The sequence below is a fragment of the Microbacterium sp. JZ31 genome (assembly GCF_016805985.1).
Classification (GTDB): Bacteria; Actinomycetota; Actinomycetes; order Actinomycetales; family Microbacteriaceae; genus Microbacterium.
Window position 1 is genome coordinate 3,087,570 of record NZ_CP017661.1, and the last position, 19,253, is coordinate 3,106,822.

A 19,253-nucleotide genomic window follows, 5' to 3' on the forward strand; every position below is an offset into this window, starting at 1 on the left:
CGATCGGGCGGCCCCCCCGACGCCGTCGCGGTGCGAGACTGAGTCGGTGACCCTGCTCGATCCGGATCTGACCACACTGGAGTCGGCTCTCGCCCGTGCCGAGGCCGGCGGGCGGATCGGCGTCGACGAGGCCGAGGTGCTGCTCGCGGCGACGGACGACGCGCTGGAGCGGCTGCTCGACGCCGCCGCGCGCGTGCGGGACCTGGGGCTCGAGGCGATCGGCCGCCCCGGCGTCATGACATACTCGCGCAAGGTCTTCATCCCCCTCACGACGCTCTGCCGTGACCGGTGCCACTACTGCATCTTCGTCGACACCCCGGGACAGCTGCTCAAGCAGCACAAGCCCACCTACATGTCCCGCGAGCAGGTGCTGGCGGTCGCGCGGCAGGGCCAGGCCCTCGGCTGCAAGGAGGCGCTGCTCACGCTCGGCGACCGGCCGGAGGACCGCTGGCCCGAGGCCCGCGCCTGGCTGGACGAGCACGGGTACGGCTCGACGCTCGAGTACGTGGCCGACATGGCGCGCGCGATCGCCGCGGAGACGGGCCTGCTTCCCCACCTCAACCCGGGCATCATGACCGCCGACGAGCTGGCGATGCTGCGCCCGGTGGCGCCGTCGATGGGCGTCATGCTCGAGACCACGTCGCGCCGGCTCTACGAGGAGCCGGGACAGGTGCACTACGGATCGCCCGACAAGGATCCCGACGTGCGGCTGCGGCTGCTCGAGGACGCGGGGCGTGCGCGCGTGCCGTTCACCACGGGCATCCTCGTGGGCATCGGCGAGACCCTGCGCGATCGCGCCGAGTCGCTCGTCGCACTGCGGGAGATCCAGGATCGGCACGGCCACCTGCAGGAGGTGATCGTGCAGAACTTCCGCGCCAAGCCGCGCACGGCGATGCAGGACGCGCCCGACGCCGACCTCACGGAGTACATCGCGGCGGTCGCGGTCGCACGGCTCGTGATGGGCCCGGGCATGCGCATCCAGGTGCCGCCGAACCTGTCCGACCCGCAGGAGTTCGGCCTGCTCGTGCGCGCGGGTGCCGACGACTGGGGCGGCGTGTCACCCCTCACCGCCGACCACGTGAATCCCGAGCGGCCGTGGCCCCATCTCGACGACCTGGCGCGCTTCACGGCCGACGCCGGGTTCAGGCTGCGCGAGCGGCTGACCGCGCACCCGCCGTACGTGACCGATGCGTGGCTGGATCCGGCGATCCGGACGGCGACATATGCACTCGCGGGGCCCGACGGGCTGGCCGTCGTCTCCGACGAAGGGGCGGTGATCACCCCGGTCGCCGAGCGGAGCGGGGAACGAGCCGAGCCGGCGGCGCCCAGCGCCGCCTCGGCCTTCACCCGCCTTCTCAGCCGCGCGGCATCCGATCCGGCCTCGCTCGAGGACGGCGAGTGGGAGCTGCTGCTGCGTGCGGAGGAACGCGAGGTCGACGCCCTCGCCGCGACCGCCGACGACGTGCGGCGGTACACCGTGGGCGAGGCGCTCACGATCGTCGCGAACCGCAACGTCGCGTCGACGCACTTCCGACGCGCGCCCTCCAGCGAGCCCGACACGTACGACCTCGCGACCCTCGCGGACATCGCACGCGACGCGGTCGGGCTCGGCCTCACGGAGATCTGCGTGCAGGGCCTGCTTCCCGTGACCGAGGACGCCGCGTCGTACCTCGACATCGCCCGCAGCATCAAGCATGCCGCTCCGGGCATGCACCTGCACGCGTTCCGTCCCCAGGATGTCGCCGACCTCGCCGACCGCTCCGGGCTCGGCCTCGCCGGCGCACTGGCGGCCATGCGGGAGGCGGGAGTCGACACCGTCCCGGGCACGGGCGTCAAGGTGCTGAGCGAGCGCGTGCGCGCGCGGATCGCCCCGGGCGACCTCGAGATCGACAGGTGGCGCGAGAACATCACGGCGGCCCACCGCGCCGGGTTCCGGTCGACCTCCGTCCTGTTCTACGGACACGTCGAGACGGCCGCCGAGCGGATCGCGCACCTGCGCGAGCTCCTCGGGATCCAGCGCACCACCAGGGGGTTCACGGAGTTCGTGCCGATCCCGCTGCCCGAGGCGCTCGGCGGCGGCGTACCGCTCGTCCCACAGCGTGCTCCGCTCGACGAGCACCGGGCGATGGTCGCGGTGTCGCGCCTGATGCTGTCGGGCGTCATCTCGCACATCCAGATCCCGTGGACCCGGCACGGCGTGCCGACCTCGATCGAGCTGCTGCGCTCGGGCGGCGACGACCTCGGCGGCACGCTGCTCGACGGTCGCATCCTGCCCGGCGCCGGCGTCGAGCGCGGAGCCGAGCTGCCGCTCCCCCAGGCGCGGGAGATCGCGCGCGGCCTGTTCCGCCCGTTCCGTCAGCGCTCCACGACCTACGGCGACGTGCCAGCGCGCAGCGGGATGACGGCCATCCGCACGACCGGGAGCCGCGGATCCGCAGGGATCGGCGAGACCGAAGGGGAATCCGGATGAATTCGCCTTCGGATCCGCGGATCCCTTCGGACTCGCCGCGGCATGTCGAGGCGGTCATCGTCGGGGCCGGTTTCGCCGGCATCGCGGCCGCGCTCGCCCTGCGCTCGGAGGGCGTCACGGATTTCGTGATCCTTGAGCGGGCCGACTCCGTCGGCGGCACCTGGCGGGACAACGTGTATCCCGGCGTCGCATGCGATGTGCCGGCCCACCTGTACGGCCTGTCGAGTCATCCGTGGCCGGAGTGGTCGCGCACGTTCGCTCCGGGCGCCGAGATCCGCGCCTACCTCGAGCGGATCGTGCGGAACGAGGGGCTCGAGCGCCACCTGCGGCTCGGCACGGCGATGACGGCCGCCGAATGGGCGGGAGACGCCTGGACGGTCCGCTCGGCCCAGGAGGACTTCCGGGCCTCCTCCCTCGTCCTCGCCGCCGGGCGCCTCACGGAGCCGCTGATTCCCGACATCCCCGGCCTCGCCGACTTCCCGGGGCCGGTGTTCCACTCGGCGCGCTGGGACGAGCGCATCCGCATCGAAGGGGCGCGCATCGCGGTCGTCGGCACCGGCGCGAGCGCCGTGCAGCTCACCCCCGAGCTGGCGCGTCGCGGGGCGTACGTGACCCTGTTCCAGCGCACGCCGGCCTGGATCGTGCCGCGGCGCGACCGGGCCTACTCCCCCGTCGAGCGCACGTCCTGGCGCGACGATCCGGGAGCCCTCGCCGCGCTCCGCGACGAGCTGTACGTCGAGGGCGAGGCGCGTTACGCGTCGCGCTCGGGCGACCCGGTCGCCGCGGCCGAAGCGCGGGAGCTCTCGCTCGCGCATCTGGCGCGCCAGGTGCCGGATCCCGTCCTGCGCGCCGCGCTCACGCCCGACTACGCCTTCGGCTGCAAGCGCGTGCTGCTCAGCGACGAGTTCTATCCCGCGATCGCGTCGGGCGCCGTCACGCTCGAGCCCTCGGCCCTCGCGGCGGTCGACGACGACACGCTGGTCGCCGCGACCGGCGCCCGCCACCGGGCCGACGTCATCGTGCTCGCGACGGGATTCGAGGCCGCGCGACAGCCGTATGCACGACTCGTCACCGGAGAGCACGGCCTGACGCTCGACGAGCACTGGTCCGGCGGGATGACATCCGTCGGATCGACGCTCGTGCACGGCTTCCCGAACCTCTTCGTGCTGAACGGACCCAACGCCTCGCTGGGCCACAACTCCGCCGTGCTCATCATGGAGCACCAGGCGGCTTTCGCCGCGTCGCTGATCTCGGCGCAGCGTCCCGTGCGCGTCTCGCTCGACGCCGAGGCCGCCTACACGGCCGAGATCGCCGAGCGCGCGGCCGGCACGCCGTGGGTCGTGGGCGGATGCCGCAATTGGTATACAGATCCCCGATCCGGTCGCCTGACCCTGCTCTGGCCCGGCACCGTCTCCGACTTCCGCGACCGTCTCGCCCGCGTGCGCGACGACATCCTGCATCCCGCCCTCACGCCATGACCCGTTCAAGGAGCACGACATGACAATCCCGATGCGCTTCGGCTACAAGGCGTCGTCCGAGCAGTTCGGGCCGCGAGAGCTGCTCGACTACGCCGTCCTGGCCGAGGAGATGGGCTTCGACTCGGTGTTCCTGTCCGACCACATGCAGCCGTGGATGCACGACGGCGGCCACGCCCCCGCGGCGCTGCCCTGGCTCGGCGCCGTGGGCGAGCGCACGCGGCGGGTGCTGCTCGGCACCTCGGTGCTGACCCCGACCTTCCGCTATCACCCTGGCGTCGTGGCGCAGGCGTTCGGCACGCTCGGCGCGATGCACCCGGGCCGGATGATCCTGGGCGTCGGCACCGGCGAGGCCCTCAACGAGGTCACCCTCGGCCTCGAGTGGCCGGAGTCCCCCGAGCGCTTCCAGCGCATGAAGGAGGCGATCACGCTCATCCGCGAGCTGTGGACCGGCGAGCGCGTCACCTTCGAGGGCACGTACTACTCGACGAACAACGCCACGATCTACGACCGCCCCGAGACGCAGGTGCCCATCTACATCGGCGCGTCCGGCCCCGCCGCCACGCGCCTGGCCGGTCGCATGGCGGACGGCTGGATCACGACGAGCGGCAAGGATCCGTCCCTCTACAACGACACGCTCCTGCCCGCGTTCGAGGAGGGCATCCAGAAGGGCCACCGCTCGCGCGACGACGTCGACACCCTGATCGAGGTGAAGGTGTCGTTCCGCCCCGACCTCGACAAGGCCAGGGAGAACACACGGTTCTGGGCGCCGCTCGCCCTGAAGCCCGAGGAGAAGACGGGCATCCACGACCCGATCGAGATGCAGCGCCGGGCCGAGGAGCTGCCGATCGACCGCGCCGCGTCCCGCTTCATCGTGTCGGACGACGTCGAGCAGCACATCGAGGCGATCGCCACCTACGTCGAGCTCGGCTTCCGCCATCTCGTGTTCCACGATCCGGGGCACGACCAGGAGGCCTTCCTGCGCCTGTACGGCGAGCAGGTGCTCCCGCGCCTGCGCGAGCGGTTCCGTTGACCGGGAGCTGGACCGTCGTCATCCCCGTCAAGGGATCGACCGGCAAGTCGCGCCTCGCCCACCCCGACCGCGCCGGGCTCGCCTCGGCGATCGCGCTCGACACGATCGACGCCGTATGCCGTGCCGAGCATGTGGGCGCCGTGGTGGTCGTCACCTCGGACGGCGAGCTGGCGCTCCAGGCCGTGAGCGACCCCGGCGGAACGGTCCGACCGACCGTGCGCGTGGTGCCCGACCCCGGCGACGGGCTCAACCCCGCCGTGGCGGCGGGGCTCGCCGCCGCCGATCCGACCCGGCCGCGGGCCGCGCTGCTCGGCGACCTGCCGGCGCTGGATCCGGCCGATCTCGACGCGGTGCTCGAGCGCGCGGCGGCGCACGAGCGGGCCTTCGTCGCGGATGTCGAGGGCACGGGCACGACGCTGCTGACGGGACGGCCCGGTGCGGCGCTCGCGCCCGCGTTCGGCGCGGATTCCGCCGCGCGCCATGCGGCGGCGGGCTTCACGTCCCTGCCCGTCCCCGAGGCGTCCACCGTGCGCCGCGACGTCGACACCGCCGCGCAGCTGCGCGAAGCGGCCCACCTCGGCCTCGGTCCGCGCACGTCTGCGCTGCTGTAGGGGCCGCACCCGCTCCGGCGGCGGCGCGAGCGAGGCGAGCCGGCCGGCGGCGGGCGCGGCGCGCGATCAGAGGGTCACGCGCAGCGTCCGTACCTCGAACGGCGTCAGAGCGAGCCCGACCGATCGCCCGTCCACCAGCTCGACGGGCGAGCCCAAGTCGTCCTCGATGAGCGACACGGTCCTCACGGACGACACGGCGCGACCGAAGCCGAGCGTCGCCGCCGTCCGGCGGCCGTAGGGCTCATAGACGCGCACGATGAGATCCCCCGAACGGTCCGCGGCGAGCTTCACCGAGGACACGAGCACACCGTCCGTGGCCTGCACCACCGGCGCGACGGGTGCGCCGGTCACCGCGCGCGGCGGCATGTTCATCGCGATGCCCGCGGCCGTGGCGGCGCGGATGTCGGCGCCGATCACGAACGCGTAGCGGTGCGTCTGCTCGCCCTGATCCGTCTCCGGGTCCGGGAACCGCGGTGCGCGCAGGAGCGACAGTCGCACGGTCGTCGTCACGCCCTGCCGGGGCGTGGAGTCCCGCGTGACGTCGTAGCCGTACGTCGAATCGGTCGTGAGCGCGACGCCGAAGCCCGGCTCCTCGACGTGCACGAAGCGGTGCATCGCGGTCTCGAACTTCGCGGCCTCCCAGCTCGTGTTCGTGTGCGTCACGCGCCTGGCGTAGCCGAACTGCGTCTCCGCGGCGGTGTGCTCGGCGTGGATGTCGAGCGGGAAGGCGACCTTGAGGAACTTCTCCGTCTCGTGCCAGTCCGTGGTCTGCGCGAACTCGAGCGCGCGCGATCCGGCACGCAGCGTGATCCGCTGCGTGAGCGCCGATCGCGAGAAGCGGCGCGACACGATCACCGAGACGGCCTCGGCGGACTGCTCGACCGTCAGCGATTCGACGGCGCGCAGATCCTGGGCGCGATTGCGGTAGTAGCGGTCGACGTCCCACGCGTCCCACATGTTCGGGAAGTCCTGATGCAGCTGCAGCAGATTCGCCTCCGCCCCGGCGGGGATCGCGTCCCGTCCGGTCGCGAGATCGACCGCCGACGTGAGCAGACCCTCGTGGCTGATCGCAACCCGCACGAGCGCGTTCTCCAGCACGTGGCCGCCGTCTCCCGACGAGATCGACACCGATCCGTCCGGAGCCGCGGGTGCCGACGCCCCGAGCGCCGCGACGCCGGCCTGCGCGATGGGCGCCGCATTGAACACGACGGTCTCGGATCCGTCTGCTGCGAGCGCCGCCAGGGATCGCTGGATGAGCGCCTCCGCCGCGGCGATCACACGCGCGTACTGCTCCACCGCCTCGCGGTGCACCCACGCGATCGAGGTGCCCGGCAGGATGTCGTGGAACTGCAGCAGCAGCACCTCCCGCCACAGCGCGTCGAGGTCGTCGTACGGGTAGGCCTCCCCGGTCCAGAACGCGGCCGACGCCGCCCACAGCTCCGCCTCGACCAGCAGGTGCTCGCTGCGGCGGTTGCCCTGCTTCATCCGGTGCTGGCTGGTGAGTGTGCCGCGATGCAGTTCGAGGTAGAGCTCACCGACCCACACGGGCGGCTGCGGCAGCTGCTGCGCCGCGCGGTCGAAGAACGCGTCCGGATGCTCCCACCGCACCTTCGCCGATCCCTCGAGATCCGCCAGGCGCCGGGCCTTGCCCGTCATCTCGCGCGTCGTGCCGCCGCCGCCGTCTCCCCAGCCCACCGGCGCGATGGACCCGTTCGCGAGACGCGCCTCGCGGAACTGGCGCGAGGCGCGCGCCACCTCCGACCCCGACAGCTGCGAGCTGTACGTGTCCATGGACGGGAAATGGCTGAGCACCCGCGACCCGTCGATGCCCTCCCACGCGAAGGTGTGGTGCGGAAACCGGTTCACCTGGTTCCAGGAGATCTTCTGCGTGAAGAACCACTGGAAGCCCGCACGCCGGATCAGCTGGGGCAGCGCGGGCGAGTAGCCGAACGAGTCGGGCAGCCACACGCCCTGCGGGCGAATCCCGAACTCCTCCTGGAAGAACCGCTGACCGTAGAGGAACTGCCGCGCGATCGCCTCGCCCGTCGGCATGACGGTGTCCGACTCGACCCACATCCCGCCGAGCGGCAGGAACCGTCCCCCGGCGACCGCCGCCCGCACCTTCTCGTACACCTCGGGGCGGTGCTGCTTGAGCCACGCGTACTGCTGCGCGCTCGACATCCCGTAGACGAACTCGTCGGTCTCGCCGATCAGGTCCGTCATGGACGATGCCGTACGTGCGACCTTGCGGATCGTCTCGCGCACGGGCCACAGCCAGGCGGAGTCGATGTGCGCGTGGCCGATGGCCGAGATCTCGTGTGCCGACGCCTCCGCCGGCGACGCCAGCGCGGGAGCGAGCGCCGCGCGCGCCGCCGCCGTCGTGCCGGAGAGGTTCTGCAGGTCGAGCACGTCGAGCGCGTCGTCGAGCGCCTGCAGGATGCGCATGCGCCGGGGGGCGGACGGGGGAAGCTCGGCCTGCAGCTCGAGCAGCACCTCGATGTCGAGCCCGAGCTCGAACATCTCGGCATCGAACACCGCGAGGTCGACGTGCCGGGTCGTGTACAGCCGGCGCGGCGACGACGTGCGGATGTCGCCCTCCTGGGTCGGCAGGAAGGGGTGGTAATCGAGCAGCACCGGGTTGGAGGCGGCTTCGATGAAGAACTCGACCCGTTCGCCGCCGGCCGCGACATCCGCGATCCGCACCCACTGGTTGCGGGGATTGAGTGACTTCACCGGCGTCCCGTCGGACAGGTACACCAGGCCCTCGCACTGGAAGCCGGTCATGTTGACGTCGAAGCCGAGGTCGACGACGGCCTCGACGCGCCGGCCGGCCCACTCGGGCGGCACGGTGCCGCGCACGCGGAACCAGGTCGTCCCCCACGCGGCGCCCCACGGCGAGCCGACGGTGAACGGCGCGTACTCGAGCGCGAACGCGTCGGCCGGTGCGATCGGCTCGCCCGGCAGCTCGTGGAACGCGACCTCGAGCGGCAGGCGAAACGCGTGCACCGCCGGCAGGATCCGCTCCTTCAGCACGCGGGTCGCGCGCCCGACGCTCAGCGGGATGTCGTCATGCATATGCGTGATCCTCCGGATCGGCCGACGGGCGGGCAGTGATGCCGGGTTCGAGGATGTCAGATGAAGCGGTCGTTACGCGGGCCGACAGACCGGTACGAGCGGCCCGCGGGTCGGGGTCACCGCCCGGCCGCTCAGCCGGCCCGCTCTCCTGCCGCGATCGCGCCCAGCACCGCCGCGCGGATCGACGCGAGATGCGCGCGCATCGCCTCGGCGGCCGCCTCGGCCGATCCGGATGCGAGCGCCTCGACGATGCGCTCGTGCTCCTCGACCTCCTGCTTCGGCGTCCGGAAGCGCCGCATGCCGGTCAGGATGTGATGTGCACGCGAGGTCTCGTCGAGAGGCCGGGAGATCGCCTCCGCGAGCCGGACGTTGCCCGAGGCGGCCGCGATCGCGCTGTGGAAGACGCGCGCGTCCTCCACCGCCTCGAGCGGCTCGGCACCTGCCCGGTCGTTCTGCCGGCGGATCATGCCCCGCAGGTCCTCCAGCTGGTCGGGCGTGATGCGCGCGGCCGCCTCGGCCGCCGCGTGCGGCTCGAGCAGGTCGCGCAGCGTGAGCACCTCCTCGACGTCGCGCAGCGCCATGGGGCGCACGAGATAGCCCTTCTTGGGCAGCACCACCACGAGTCCCTCGCTCGCCAGCCGGCCCAGCGCCTCGCGCACGGGCGTCTTCGACACCCCGAACTCCTCGGCGAGACGGGGCTCGACGATCATCGAACCGGGCTCGAACGCTCCGATCAGGATGCGGGCGCGCAGGTCGTCGGTCAGTCGATCCGTCAGCGATCCAGCCACGTCGCCCTCCGTCGCCTCGTGAGTCCGCCCGTCCGCGGGAACACAGTCATATCATCCGCGAGGCCCCGGCGCGGCGACCCGATCGTTTCGACTCATGGCCGACGGCTCGACCGCCGGCGCAGCACGGCGAGCGGCGCGGGCAGGCGGCGCGGCGGCCAGCGGCGCGGCGGCCAGCGGCGCGGCGGCCAGCGGCGCGGCGGCTCAGCGCAGCACGAGAGCCGCGGCACCCACCAGCGGGCCCTCGTCGCCCAGCGCACTGCGGACGACGCGGGTCGCCTGCGCGTACGGAAGGACGGCCGTCCGGGCCAGCGCCGCGGCCACGAGATCGACGTAGTCGTCCGACACCCGGGAGAAGCCGCCGCTGATCGCGATGACCTCCAGGTCGAGCAGGGTCGAGGCGTTCGCGAGACCGAGGCCGACGGTCGCGGCCGAGCGCTCGATCGCGGCGCGCGCGATCCCGCCGCCGGCGGCGGCGTCGCGCGCGATGTCCTCCCCCGTCTTCCCCGCCCAGCCCTGATCCTGTGCCCAGCGAACGCTCGCCGGGCCCGACGCGATCTGCTCGAGCGTGAGGTCGCCGATCACGGTCTGGCCGAGATGCCCGGCATTGCCGGTCGCGCCGCCGATGGGCGTGCCGTCGATCACGATGCCGCCGCCGACGCCGGTCGACACGACGATCGACAGCGACGCCCGCGTCCCCGCGGCGGCGCCGATCCACGACTCCGCGAGCGCGAGACATCCGCCGTCGTGGCCCAGCCGCGTGCGAAGGTCGTCGCGTCCGGTGACGTCGGTCGCGACCCGGTGCGCCGTACCGGCGAGGGCGTACCCGTGCAGCTGCGGCATGTTGACGGGGTGGATCGCACCCGAGACGCGGTCGATCGGGCCCGCGCTGCCGATCCCCACGCCGGCGAGCTCGGCGTCGGCGGGCAGGTGAGCGAGGGCGTGCGAGGCCGTGGCGGCGATCGCCGCGTCGAGGTCGTCCGCCGTCGCGGCGGGTCCCGTGGGACGGCGGTTGCGGCTGGCGGCGAGGACCGATCCGTCCTCCGCGACGAGCGCCGCGTCGAGCTTCGTGCCGCCCAGATCGAGGGCGAGGGCGTAGCGCGGCATGGCTTCTACGCGGTCACTGCGGGTCGAGGCCGAGGTCGGTCAGCCCGACCGCCGCACGCCACTCGAGACCCTCGGCCTCGATCGCTGCCTGCGCGCCGGTCGAGCGGTCGACGATCACCGCGACCGCGACGACCTCCGCGCCCTCGCGCCGCAGCGCCTCGACGGCCTTGAGGGCCGACTGACCGGTGGTCGAGGTGTCCTCGACCACCACGACGCGCTTGCCCTTCACGTCCGCGCCCTCGATCTGCCGGCCGCGGCCGTGATCCTTCGGCTCCTTGCGCACGACGAACGCGTCGAGCGGACGATCCGTGCGCGCCGACTCGTGCATCACGGCGTTCGCGATCGGATCGGCCCCCAGCGTCAGCCCTCCGACGGCCACGACGTCGGGGATGTCGGCGATCAGGTCGAGCATGATGCGCCCGATCGCGGGGGCCGCGCGGTGGTCGAGCGTGAGCTTGCGCATGTCGACGTAGTAGGTGGCCTTCTTGCCGCTCGAGAGCGTGAAGTCGCCGTGGAACACGGCCTCGTCCTGGATCAGGCGGATGAGCGCCTGGCGGTCGGCGTCGAGTTCGGGCGTGGATGCGGCCATGAGGGCAAGTCTAGAAGCGGCCTCAGCGGCGGGCGAACGCAGAGCGCGGCGTGCACGTCCGAGCCCCGATCTAGGCTGGAGTCCATGCGGCTTGCCACCTGGAATGTGAACTCGATCCGCGCCCGCGTGGGACGCATCGTCGCCTTCGCCGAGCGCGAGCACATCGACGTGCTGGCGATGCAGGAGATCAAATGCAAGCCCGAGCAGTTCCCCTACGCGGAGTTCGAGGCGGCGGGCTATCACGTCGAGGCACACGGCCTGAACCAGTGGAACGGCGTCGCCATCGCGAGCCGCGAGCCGATCGAGGACGTGGAGTATGCCTTCACCGGCATGCCCGGCTTCCTCAAGGACCACGACGGGCCCGATGCGCCGCAGGAGGCGCGCGCGATCGGGGCCACGGTCGGCGGAGTGCGCGTGTGGAGCCTGTACGTGCCGAACGGACGCTCGCTGCACGACCCGCACTACGTCTACAAGCTGCACTGGCTGAAGGCGCTCGAGGAGCACACCCGGCAGGCGCTCGCGGCGCAGCCCGACCTGCCGCTCGCCCTGGTCGGCGACTTCAACATCGCCCCGACGGACGCCGACAACGGCGATCCGCAGGTTGTCGAGGGCGCCACGACGCACGTCTCCCCCGCCGAGCGCGCGGCGTTCGCCGCGCTGGAGTCGGCAGGCGTGAGCGACGTCGTGCGGCCGCTGGTGCCCGAGGGCTACACGTACTGGGACTACAAGGCGCTGAAGTTCCCGCGCAACCAGGGGCTCCGCATCGACTTCATCCTCGGCTCCCGCGCCCTGGCCGACGCCGTGACGGGCGCCGCGATCCACCGGGATGAGCGCAAGGGCGACGCTCCCAGCGACCATGTTCCCGTGGTCGTCGATCTCGACTTCCCGGCCGCGGACGAGGACGACGACGTCCCGATGATCTTCGGCTGACGCGCGACCCTCAGGCGGCGCGAGCGCCGGGGTCGATGTGGAACGTGGCGGCGAACCGCTCGAGCAGCACGGGATCGCCGTCGACGACGACCACGTGCCCCTGCTCGATCGCGTCGAAGGGCGCCAGCTCCCCCGAGATGACACGTCGGATCGCGGGGCCGGCGGCGATCCGGATGTCCGGCTCCCCCTCGGGCAGCACGCCGCCGACGGGCGGCGCCGCGGGAGCGATCTGCCAGACCTCCAGCGTTCCTTCGGCGACACGCGCCCCGAGGGTCACGGGTCCGACGCCCAGCTCGTATGTCGTCGACGGCATGTCGGCCGCCGCCACCGGCTGGAACGCCGTGCGCAGCGCCATGGTGAGCGAGTCGGCGGTGACGACGTCACCCTCCGCCGGGTCGCCCATGCGCTGGAATCCCCAGCGTCCGAGCGCGAGCACGATCGGCTCGAGCTCGCGCCCGTAGGGGGTCAGCTCGTAGACCAGCCCGCATCGCGGGATCGGCACGCGGCGCACCACCCCGCCGTCCTGCAGCTCCTTCAGGCGGGTGCTGAGGATGTTCGTGGGAATCCGGGGCAGTCCCTGCTTCAAGTCGGTGTAGCGCCGCGGCCCGACGAGCAGGTCGCGGATGATGAGCAGCGCCCACCGCTCCGCGACCAGCTCGACCGCCGTCGTGACGCCGCAGTACTGCCCGTAGCTGCGCGTTGCCAACGACTCAGGCTCCCGACGACTCCGCCATGAAGGCCTCAGGGCCCTTCTCCGCCGCCACCGGGTCCATCCACAGGAACTCGATGATGTTGCCGTCGGGATCGGCGAGGCTCACCGAGTACATGAAGCCGTAGTCCTGCGGGTCCTTGTGCTCGGAGCCGCCGGCGTCGAGCACGCGCTGACGGATGGCGTCGACGTCCTCGCGGGACTCGCGGCTGAGAGCCGTAATCACCTGGGCCGCGCCAGCGGGGTCGACGACCGCCTTGTCGGTGAACGTGCCGAAGTACTCCTTGGTGAGCACCATGAAGAAGACGTTGTCGTCCCACTTCACGCAGGCCGCGTTGTCGTCGGTGAACTCGGGCACGATCTCGGCGCCGAGCGCCGCGTAGAACTCCTTCGCCTTCGGCAGGTCGGCGGTGGGGAGGTTGACGAAGATGTTGGTGGGCATGACGTTCTCCTGCTTCTCTGCTGCGGCGCGGATGGAGCGCGCCGGATCGGGGATCTGCGTCGCCGGTTCGATCTCGCCCTCCGGCCTGCTCATGCTTGCAAAAAACAAGTAGAGGTGTCAAGACGTCGGTACGGACGATGTCCGTCGCGCGGGGGAGGTCGCTCGGACGCGGAGTCCGTACCGTGGGAGGATGGCGCTTCTCACGCGTGAACCACGCACGACCGGAGGCCTCCCGACCGCGCCCGACGCGGCGCCGCGGGCGCGTCCGACACACCGGGAGCTGCGCGCGGACGTCGTGCTCGCCGGCGCTCTGTTCGTGGCGGCCATCCTCAGCGTCGCGCTGTCGGCCTTGTCGCAGTTGTTCAGTTTCCGCGACGATGCGGGCGCGTGGCCGCTGCTCTTCGCCGCGCTGACGACCCTGCCGCTCGCGGTGCGTCGGCGCTTCCCCGTCGCCGTCGCCGTGACGATCTCGGGTGCCTACTTCGCCGGCACGTCGCTCGAGCTCGCGGAGCTGTATGTCAGCCAGGTGACCGTGTTCGTGGCGTTCTACACGATGGGCGCGTGGATGGACGACCGGCGTCGCGCGGCCTGGGCCCGCTGGCTGATCATCCTCGGCATGTTCATCTGGATGCTCGTATCGACATATCTCGGCGCGGTGAACCCGAGCGAGAACATGCCCGACACGGCCGGGGCCTTCTCGCCCTACGTCGCGTACATGCTCATCCTCTGGCTCGTGAACGTCGCCTACTTCGGCGGTGCGTATTACCTCGGGGATCGGGCGTACGCCGCCGCGCGGGATCGCGACGCCCTGCGCCGCCGCACGCGCGAGCTCGAGGAGGAACGCGAGATGTCCGCCGCGCAGGCCGTCATGCTCGATCGCGTGCGCATCGCGCGCGAGCTGCACGACGTGGTCGCGCACCACGTCTCGGCCATGGGCGTCCAGGCCGGCGCGGCGCGCACGGTGCTCGATCGCGACCCGGATGCCGCCCGAGGAATACTCGCGGCCGTCGAACAATCGGCGCGGGGCGCGATCGACGAGCTGCACCTGCTGCTCGACACGCTGCGTGCGCCCGAGACGGGCGACGAGCAGGCCTCGACGCTGCGCCTGGAAGGACTCGCATCGCTCGCGCACGAGATGACCGCCGCGGGCACGCCGACCACCTTCACGGTGGTGGGGGATCCGGTCGACGTGCCCGAGACCGTGCACGTGAACCTGTATCGCATCGCGCAGGAGGCGCTGACGAACGCGCGGCGCCATGCCGGTCCGGACGTCGCGGCCGACATGCGTCTGCGCTACGACGCCGATGCGGTGGAGCTCGAGGTCGCGAACACGGGGCGCACGCGGCCTGCGGCCCGCCCCGGCCTCGGCCAGCTCGGCATGCGCGAGCGCGCGATCGCGTCGGGCGGATCGCTCGAGTTCGGCCCGCGCGATCGCGGCGGCTACCTCGTCCGCGTCCGCGTTCCGATCAAGACCGGGAGTGCCGCATGAGCCCGCGCGTGATGCTCGTCGACGACCATGCCACGATGCGCATGGGTTTCCGCATGATCCTGCAGGCCTCGGGAATCGAGGTCGTGGGGGAGGCCGGCACGGGTGCCGAGGCCGTCGCGGTCGCGCGTGAGGTGTCTCCCGACGTGATCTTGATGGACGTCCAGATGCCCGGCATGGACGGCATCGAGGCGACCGCCCGCATCCTCGAGCACGACCGTGCGCCCAAGATCGTGATCGTGACGACCTTCGACCGCGACGACTACCTGTTCGCGGCGCTCGACGCCGGCGCGAGCGGCTTCCTGCTCAAGAACGCCGGTCCCGAGGAGCTGGTCGCCGCGGTGCGCGTCGCCGCCGCGGGTGACGCGCTGCTGGCGCCCGAGGTGACCCGCCGCGTGATCGAGCGCCACGCGCCGTCCGCCGCGGCGCCCCAGGCGCCGGATCCCGGCCTGACCGAGCGCGAGCGCGAGGTGCTGCGGCTGCTGGCCGACGCCCTGAGCAACGCCGAGATCGCCCAGCGCCTCTTCATCGGCGAGGCCACCGTGAAGACGCACGTGTCGAACGTCCTTCAGAAGCTCGGCGCGCGGGACCGCGTGGCGGCGGTCGTGTACGCGCATCGCCACGGCTTCGCCTGACGGCATCGACTCGCGCCTCGACGCCGCGGGTCCGCCGCACGGGGGAGAACCAAGATCCGCCCGGCGGGGGAGTCGCCCCCGAGCCCGGATCCCTAGCGTGGGATCCATGGACGAAAGGGATCGCGGATGCTGACCTTGAGCGGGATCACGAAGAGCTACGGCGAGAGGCGGGTGCTGGACGACGTCTCGTTCGACGTCGCACCCGGCCGGCTCACCGGCTTCGTCGGCGGAAACGGCGCCGGCAAGACCACGACCATGCGGATCGTGCTGGGCCTGTTGGCACTCGACGGGGGAGAGGTGACGCTGAACGGCGCGCGCCTCGACGCCGCCGACCGCCGCGGCTTCGGGTACATGCCCGAGGAGCGCGGCCTCTACCCGAAGATGCGCGTGCTCGAGCACATCGTGTACCTCGCGCGCCTCCACGGGATCTCGAAGGAGAACGCCACGACCCGCGCCACCGAGCTGCTCGAGCAGCTCGGGCTGGGGGAGCGGCTGAACGACAACATCGAGGCTCTGTCCCTCGGCAACCAGCAGCGCGCGCAGATCGCGGCGGCGCTCGTGCACGACCCCGAGGTGCTGATCCTCGACGAGCCGTTCTCGGGACTCGACCCGCTCGCCGTGGACGTCGTCGCCGCCGTGCTGCAGGCGCGTGCGGCGGCGGGCGTCTCCGTGCTGTTCTCGTCGCATCAGCTCGATGTCGTCGAGCGCCTGTGCGACGACCTCGTCATCATCGCGGGCGGCACGATCCGGGCGAACGGCTCGCGCGATGAGCTGCGCGCGCGCCACGCGTCGCGCCGGTTCGAGCTGATCTCCTCGGCGGACACCGGCTGGCTGCGCGACGAGCCCGGGGTGGACGTCGTGCAGTTCGACGGCGGCTACGCCGTGTTCGACGCGGCCGACGACCAGGTCGCGCAGCGCGTGCTGCGCGGCGCCCTCGAACGCGGCGAGGTCGCGGCGTTCGCGCCGCAGCGCCCGTCGCTCGCCCAGATCTTCAAGGAGGTCATCCAGTGAGCACGACGACTGCTTCCGCTCCGGCGCCCACGCGCCAGCGCCCCGAGGCGACGCTCTCGACCCCGCAGGGCGTCTGGCTCGTCGCCGAGCGCGAGATCGGCGGCAAGCTCCGCAGCCGGTCCTTCCTCATCTCGACAGCCATCCTGCTCCTGCTCGCCCTCGCCGGCGTGCTGTGGATGGGCTTCCAGGCCGGCTCGGCGGGCACGACGCAGATCGCCGCCACATCGGACGTCGCCGCGCAGCTTCCCGACACGGACGGCCTGGAGGTCACATCGGTCGCGGATCGCTCGGAGGCGGAGGCGCTCGTGTCGGACGGCACGGTCGAGGCGGCCCTGCTCGCCGATTCCGCCTCGCCCACCGGCGTGCTGATCATCGCCGACCAGGAGGCGCCGGATGCGCTCGTGTCGCTCCTGTCGGTGGCGCCCACGATCGAGCTGCTCGATCCGGAAGCAGATGACGAAGGACCGATGCGCTACATCCTGGGCATCATCTTCGGCGTCGTCTTCATGGGCGCCGCGATCACATTCGGCTCCCCCATCACGATGAGCGTGATCGAGGAGAAGCAGACGCGCGTGATCGAGATCCTGATCTCGGCGATCCCCGCGCGCGTGCTGCTGGCAGGCAAGGTGCTCGGCAACGCCATCCTCGCGATCGGGCAGATCCTGCTGCTGATCACGGTCGCCGTGATCGGTCTCGTGGTCACGGGCCAGACGGACGTGCTGCAGGGCCTCGGCACGCCCATCGTGTGGTTCGCGGTGTTCTTCCTGTTCGGGTTCCTGCTGCTCGCGGCGATGTTCGCTGCGGCCGGATCGCTCGTCTCGCGCCAGGAGGACTCGGGACCGACGCTCACGCCGGTGATGTGGCTGACGATGATCCCGTACTTCCTCGTGCTGTTCCTCGGCGAGAACCCCGTGGCGATGGCGATCATGTCGTACGTGCCGTTCTCGGCGCCCGTGGCCATGCCGATCCGGCTGTTCTTCGGCGACGCGATGTGGTGGGAGCCGCTGGTGTCGCTCGCGATCATGCTCGCGACGTGCCTCGTGGTGATCGCGCTCGGCGCGAAGATCTACGAGAACTCGCTGCTGCGGATGGGCGCCCGCGTGAAGCTCTCGGAGGCACTGAAGGGCTGATCCTCTCAGCGATCGAAGGCGCGCGTCCTCTCCGGAGGGCGCGCGCCTTCGTCGTTCCCGGCATCCCGGTCGATTCACGGGAATACAACCGCGGGCTCGGGGTTGGACTCCCCCGAGGGCAACGGCGCCCATGAACCTCCACCCCAGCAACAAGGAGACCCGCATGGGCGCTGCCACGTTCGACCGCACCGCGATCACCGACCACCCCGTCCTCGACGTCCTCGCCGGACGCTGGAGCCCTCGCGCCTACGACGCGACCGCTCCCATCGACGAGCAGAAGCTCTCGAGCGCGCTTGAGGCCGCCCGCTGGACGCCGTCGGCGAACAACATCCAGCCCTGGAAGTTCATCGTCGCGCGCCGCGGCACCGCGGAGCACGCCGCGATCGCCGAGACGCTGATGGGCTTCAACCAGGCGTGGGCTCCGGCCGCCGCCGTGCTGCTCGTCGCGATCGCCGTGACGCACGACGACGAGGGCCGCGAGCTCCCGACCGCGCTGTACGACCTCGGCCAGGCCGTCGCCCACCTGTCGGTGCAGGCGCACCACGACGGCCTCGTCGTGCACCAGATGACCGGCTTCGACCCCGCCGCCGTCGCCGCACACTTCAACCTCGCGCAGAACGAGCGCCCGTTCACGGTCACGGCGCTGGGCGAGTTCGGCGACCTCGACGCGCTTCCCGAGGCGCTGCGCGAGCGCGAGACCGCCCCGCGCACGCGCCGCCCGATCGCGGACTCGCTGATCGTCAACGCCTGATCCGTCGCGGCCGCCGTCGCGGTCGAGACGAGACGAGAGGGCCGGTGGGATGATCTCCCGCCGGCCCTTCGTCGTCCCCGCCGAGGGCGCAGTTCCGGCTAGCGTCGATCGCAGCGGCAGCGTCCGCGGCGCGACAGGAGGACCATGCCCCAGGCAGAGCAGATCACCGACTCCGTGACCTACCACGGCGAGGGCGCCGTATGGCACGACGGATGGGGAGGGCTCCGCTTCGTCGACATGCTCGCGGGCGACGTCCTCTCGCTCGACGAGGCGAGCGGTTCGGTGCGGCGGCTCCACGTCGACTCGCCCGTCGCCGCGCTGCTGCGGCCGCGCACGTCGGGCGGCTTCGTCGTGGCGACCGAGCGCGCATTCGCCGCGTACGACGCGCACGACCGCCGCGAGTGGGTCACGCCCGACCTGTGGGACGGCCCCGTACGCTTCAACGAGGGCGGCGTAGACCCCCAGGGGCGGCTGCTGGCGGGCCAGATGGCCTACGACCAGTCGCCCGGCGTCGCGGCCATGTGGCGGCTGAACCCGGATCGCACGGCCGAACGGCTGTTCGGCGGGCTGACGGTGTCCAACGGCCTCGGCTTCAGCGCCGACGGCACGCGGGCGTACTTCACGGACACCGAGACGGGCCGGATCGACGTGTTCGACGTCGCCGAGGACGGCGAGCTGCGGGATCGGCGACCGTTTGTGTCCGTGCCCGAGGACGCCGGTCACCCCGACGGCCTGTGCGTGGACGTCGAGGACGGCGTCTGGACGGCGCTGCACGGGGGCGCGGCCGTGCGCCGCTACGACGCCGACGGCACCCTGAGCGAGGTGATCGAGGTGGGCGCCCGGCAGGTGACCTCGTGCGCGCTCGGCGGCCCCCACGGCACCACGCTCTTCATCACGACGTCGCGCGAGGGCCTGGAGCCGCACGAGGAGCCGGTCGCCGGCGCGCTGTTCCGCGCGGAGGCCGGCGTCCCCGGCGTGCCAATCCGCACCGTGGACGCCTGAGAGCCCGCGGCC

At 72.0% G+C, this 19,253-nt stretch carries 17 protein-coding genes; 11 read left to right on the forward strand and 6 right to left on the reverse strand.

Annotated features, from left to right (window positions below; all coding sequences use genetic code 11):
- Positions 1 to 46 precede the first annotated feature (46 nt).
- Genes cofG through cofC form a run of 4 tightly spaced genes read left to right on the forward strand, consistent with a single transcriptional unit; the run spans position 47 to position 5,589 of the window.
- On the forward strand, positions 47 to 2,470 hold the full coding sequence (gene cofG, locus BJP60_RS14640) for a 7,8-didemethyl-8-hydroxy-5-deazariboflavin synthase CofG (protein WP_203136617.1): 2,424 nt from the start codon (positions 47 to 49) through the stop codon (positions 2,468 to 2,470).
- Complete coding sequence (locus BJP60_RS14645; RefSeq protein ID WP_203136618.1) at positions 2,467 to 3,948, forward strand: flavin-containing monooxygenase; 1,482 nt, start codon at positions 2,467 to 2,469, stop codon at positions 3,946 to 3,948. Before cofG ends, BJP60_RS14645 begins: the two co-directional genes overlap by 4 nt.
- A 19-nt stretch (positions 3,949 to 3,967) precedes the next feature.
- The gene (gene fgd, locus BJP60_RS14650; protein ID WP_203136619.1) at positions 3,968 to 4,978 is read left to right on the forward strand and encodes a glucose-6-phosphate dehydrogenase (coenzyme-F420); all 1,011 of its coding nucleotides are present in this window, start codon (positions 3,968 to 3,970) and stop codon (positions 4,976 to 4,978) included.
- Entirely contained in the window at positions 4,975 to 5,589 is a 615-nt protein-coding gene (gene cofC / locus BJP60_RS14655) for a 2-phospho-L-lactate guanylyltransferase (protein ID WP_203136620.1), read from the forward strand. Before fgd ends, cofC begins: the two co-directional genes overlap by 4 nt.
- A gap of 66 nt (positions 5,590 to 5,655) precedes the next feature.
- On the opposite strand, the gene BJP60_RS14660 is transcribed toward cofC, so the two are convergent.
- From BJP60_RS14660 to pyrE, 4 genes are all read right to left on the reverse strand, one after another.
- Entirely contained in the window at positions 5,656 to 8,664 is a 3,009-nt protein-coding gene (locus BJP60_RS14660; RefSeq protein WP_203136622.1) for an alpha-mannosidase, read from the reverse strand.
- A 131-nt stretch (positions 8,665 to 8,795) separates the two neighbouring features.
- Positions 8,796 to 9,452: a GntR family transcriptional regulator gene (locus tag BJP60_RS14665; protein WP_203136623.1), complete on the reverse strand. Its 657-nt coding sequence runs from the start codon at positions 9,450 to 9,452 to the stop codon at positions 8,796 to 8,798.
- A gap of 201 nt (positions 9,453 to 9,653) precedes the next feature.
- A complete protein-coding gene (locus BJP60_RS14670) occupies positions 9,654 to 10,556 on the reverse strand; it encodes an ROK family protein (RefSeq protein ID WP_203136624.1) in 903 nt (300 codons plus the stop codon).
- A gap of 13 nt (positions 10,557 to 10,569) precedes the next feature.
- Entirely contained in the window at positions 10,570 to 11,145 is a 576-nt protein-coding gene (gene pyrE, locus BJP60_RS14675) for an orotate phosphoribosyltransferase (protein ID WP_203136625.1), read from the reverse strand.
- 84 nt (positions 11,146 to 11,229) lie between these two features.
- On the opposite strand from pyrE, the gene BJP60_RS14680 reads away from it, so the two are divergent.
- Positions 11,230 to 12,075, forward strand: coding sequence for an exodeoxyribonuclease III (locus BJP60_RS14680; RefSeq protein ID WP_203136626.1), 846 nt, complete (start codon positions 11,230 to 11,232; stop codon positions 12,073 to 12,075).
- Between the two features lie 10 nt (positions 12,076 to 12,085).
- On the opposite strand, the gene BJP60_RS14685 is transcribed toward BJP60_RS14680, so the two are convergent.
- The gene (locus BJP60_RS14685) at positions 12,086 to 12,781 is read right to left on the reverse strand and encodes a winged helix-turn-helix transcriptional regulator (RefSeq protein ID WP_203136627.1); all 696 of its coding nucleotides are present in this window, start codon (positions 12,779 to 12,781) and stop codon (positions 12,086 to 12,088) included.
- Positions 12,782 to 12,785: 4 nt separating this feature from the next.
- Complete coding sequence (locus BJP60_RS14690) at positions 12,786 to 13,226, reverse strand: VOC family protein (RefSeq protein ID WP_203139438.1); 441 nt, start codon at positions 13,224 to 13,226, stop codon at positions 12,786 to 12,788.
- A gap of 190 nt (positions 13,227 to 13,416) precedes the next feature.
- Between BJP60_RS14690 and BJP60_RS14695 the strand changes: the two genes are divergently transcribed.
- From BJP60_RS14695 to BJP60_RS14720, 6 genes are all read left to right on the forward strand, one after another.
- On the forward strand, positions 13,417 to 14,715 hold the full coding sequence (locus tag BJP60_RS14695; RefSeq protein WP_203136628.1) for a sensor histidine kinase: 1,299 nt from the start codon (positions 13,417 to 13,419) through the stop codon (positions 14,713 to 14,715).
- On the forward strand, positions 14,712 to 15,347 hold the full coding sequence (locus BJP60_RS14700) for a response regulator (protein ID WP_203136629.1): 636 nt from the start codon (positions 14,712 to 14,714) through the stop codon (positions 15,345 to 15,347). The genes BJP60_RS14695 and BJP60_RS14700 overlap by 4 nt, the downstream gene beginning before the upstream one ends.
- 126 nt (positions 15,348 to 15,473) lie before the next feature.
- Entirely contained in the window at positions 15,474 to 16,358 is an 885-nt protein-coding gene (locus tag BJP60_RS14705; RefSeq protein WP_203136631.1) for an ABC transporter ATP-binding protein, read from the forward strand.
- The gene (locus tag BJP60_RS14710; protein WP_203136633.1) at positions 16,355 to 17,488 is read left to right on the forward strand and encodes an ABC transporter permease; all 1,134 of its coding nucleotides are present in this window, start codon (positions 16,355 to 16,357) and stop codon (positions 17,486 to 17,488) included. Before BJP60_RS14705 ends, BJP60_RS14710 begins: the two co-directional genes overlap by 4 nt.
- A gap of 163 nt (positions 17,489 to 17,651) precedes the next feature.
- Complete coding sequence (locus BJP60_RS14715) at positions 17,652 to 18,239, forward strand: nitroreductase family protein (RefSeq protein ID WP_203136635.1); 588 nt, start codon at positions 17,652 to 17,654, stop codon at positions 18,237 to 18,239.
- A gap of 144 nt (positions 18,240 to 18,383) precedes the next feature.
- Positions 18,384 to 19,241, forward strand: coding sequence for an SMP-30/gluconolactonase/LRE family protein (locus BJP60_RS14720; protein WP_203136637.1), 858 nt, complete (start codon positions 18,384 to 18,386; stop codon positions 19,239 to 19,241).
- The last annotated feature ends 12 nt before the right edge of the window (positions 19,242 to 19,253 follow it).

Excerpts from the sequence above, each read along its gene's own strand:
- BJP60_RS14695 (WP_203136628.1), top strand. The coding sequence starts at position 13,417 with ATGGCGCTTCTCACGCGTGAACCACGCACGACCGGAGGCCTCCCGACC.
- fgd (WP_203136619.1), top strand. The coding sequence starts at position 3,968 with ATGACAATCCCGATGCGCTTCGGCTACAAGGCGTCGTCCGAGCAGTTC.
- BJP60_RS14645 (WP_203136618.1), top strand. The coding sequence starts at position 2,467 with ATGAATTCGCCTTCGGATCCGCGGATCCCTTCGGACTCGCCGCGGCAT.
- BJP60_RS14690 (WP_203139438.1), bottom strand. The coding sequence starts at position 13,226 with ATGCCCACCAACATCTTCGTCAACCTCCCCACCGCCGACCTGCCGAAG.
- BJP60_RS14670 (WP_203136624.1), bottom strand. The coding sequence starts at position 10,556 with ATGCCGCGCTACGCCCTCGCCCTCGATCTGGGCGGCACGAAGCTCGAC.
- BJP60_RS14660 (WP_203136622.1), bottom strand. The coding sequence starts at position 8,664 with ATGCATGACGACATCCCGCTGAGCGTCGGGCGCGCGACCCGCGTGCTG.
- BJP60_RS14720 (WP_203136637.1), top strand. The coding sequence starts at position 18,384 with ATGCCCCAGGCAGAGCAGATCACCGACTCCGTGACCTACCACGGCGAG.
- BJP60_RS14715 (WP_203136635.1), top strand. The coding sequence starts at position 17,652 with ATGGGCGCTGCCACGTTCGACCGCACCGCGATCACCGACCACCCCGTC.
- BJP60_RS14705 (WP_203136631.1), top strand. The coding sequence starts at position 15,474 with ATGCTGACCTTGAGCGGGATCACGAAGAGCTACGGCGAGAGGCGGGTG.
- BJP60_RS14680 (WP_203136626.1), top strand. The coding sequence starts at position 11,230 with ATGCGGCTTGCCACCTGGAATGTGAACTCGATCCGCGCCCGCGTGGGA.
- BJP60_RS14700 (WP_203136629.1), top strand. The coding sequence starts at position 14,712 with ATGAGCCCGCGCGTGATGCTCGTCGACGACCATGCCACGATGCGCATG.
- pyrE (WP_203136625.1), bottom strand. The coding sequence starts at position 11,145 with ATGGCCGCATCCACGCCCGAACTCGACGCCGACCGCCAGGCGCTCATC.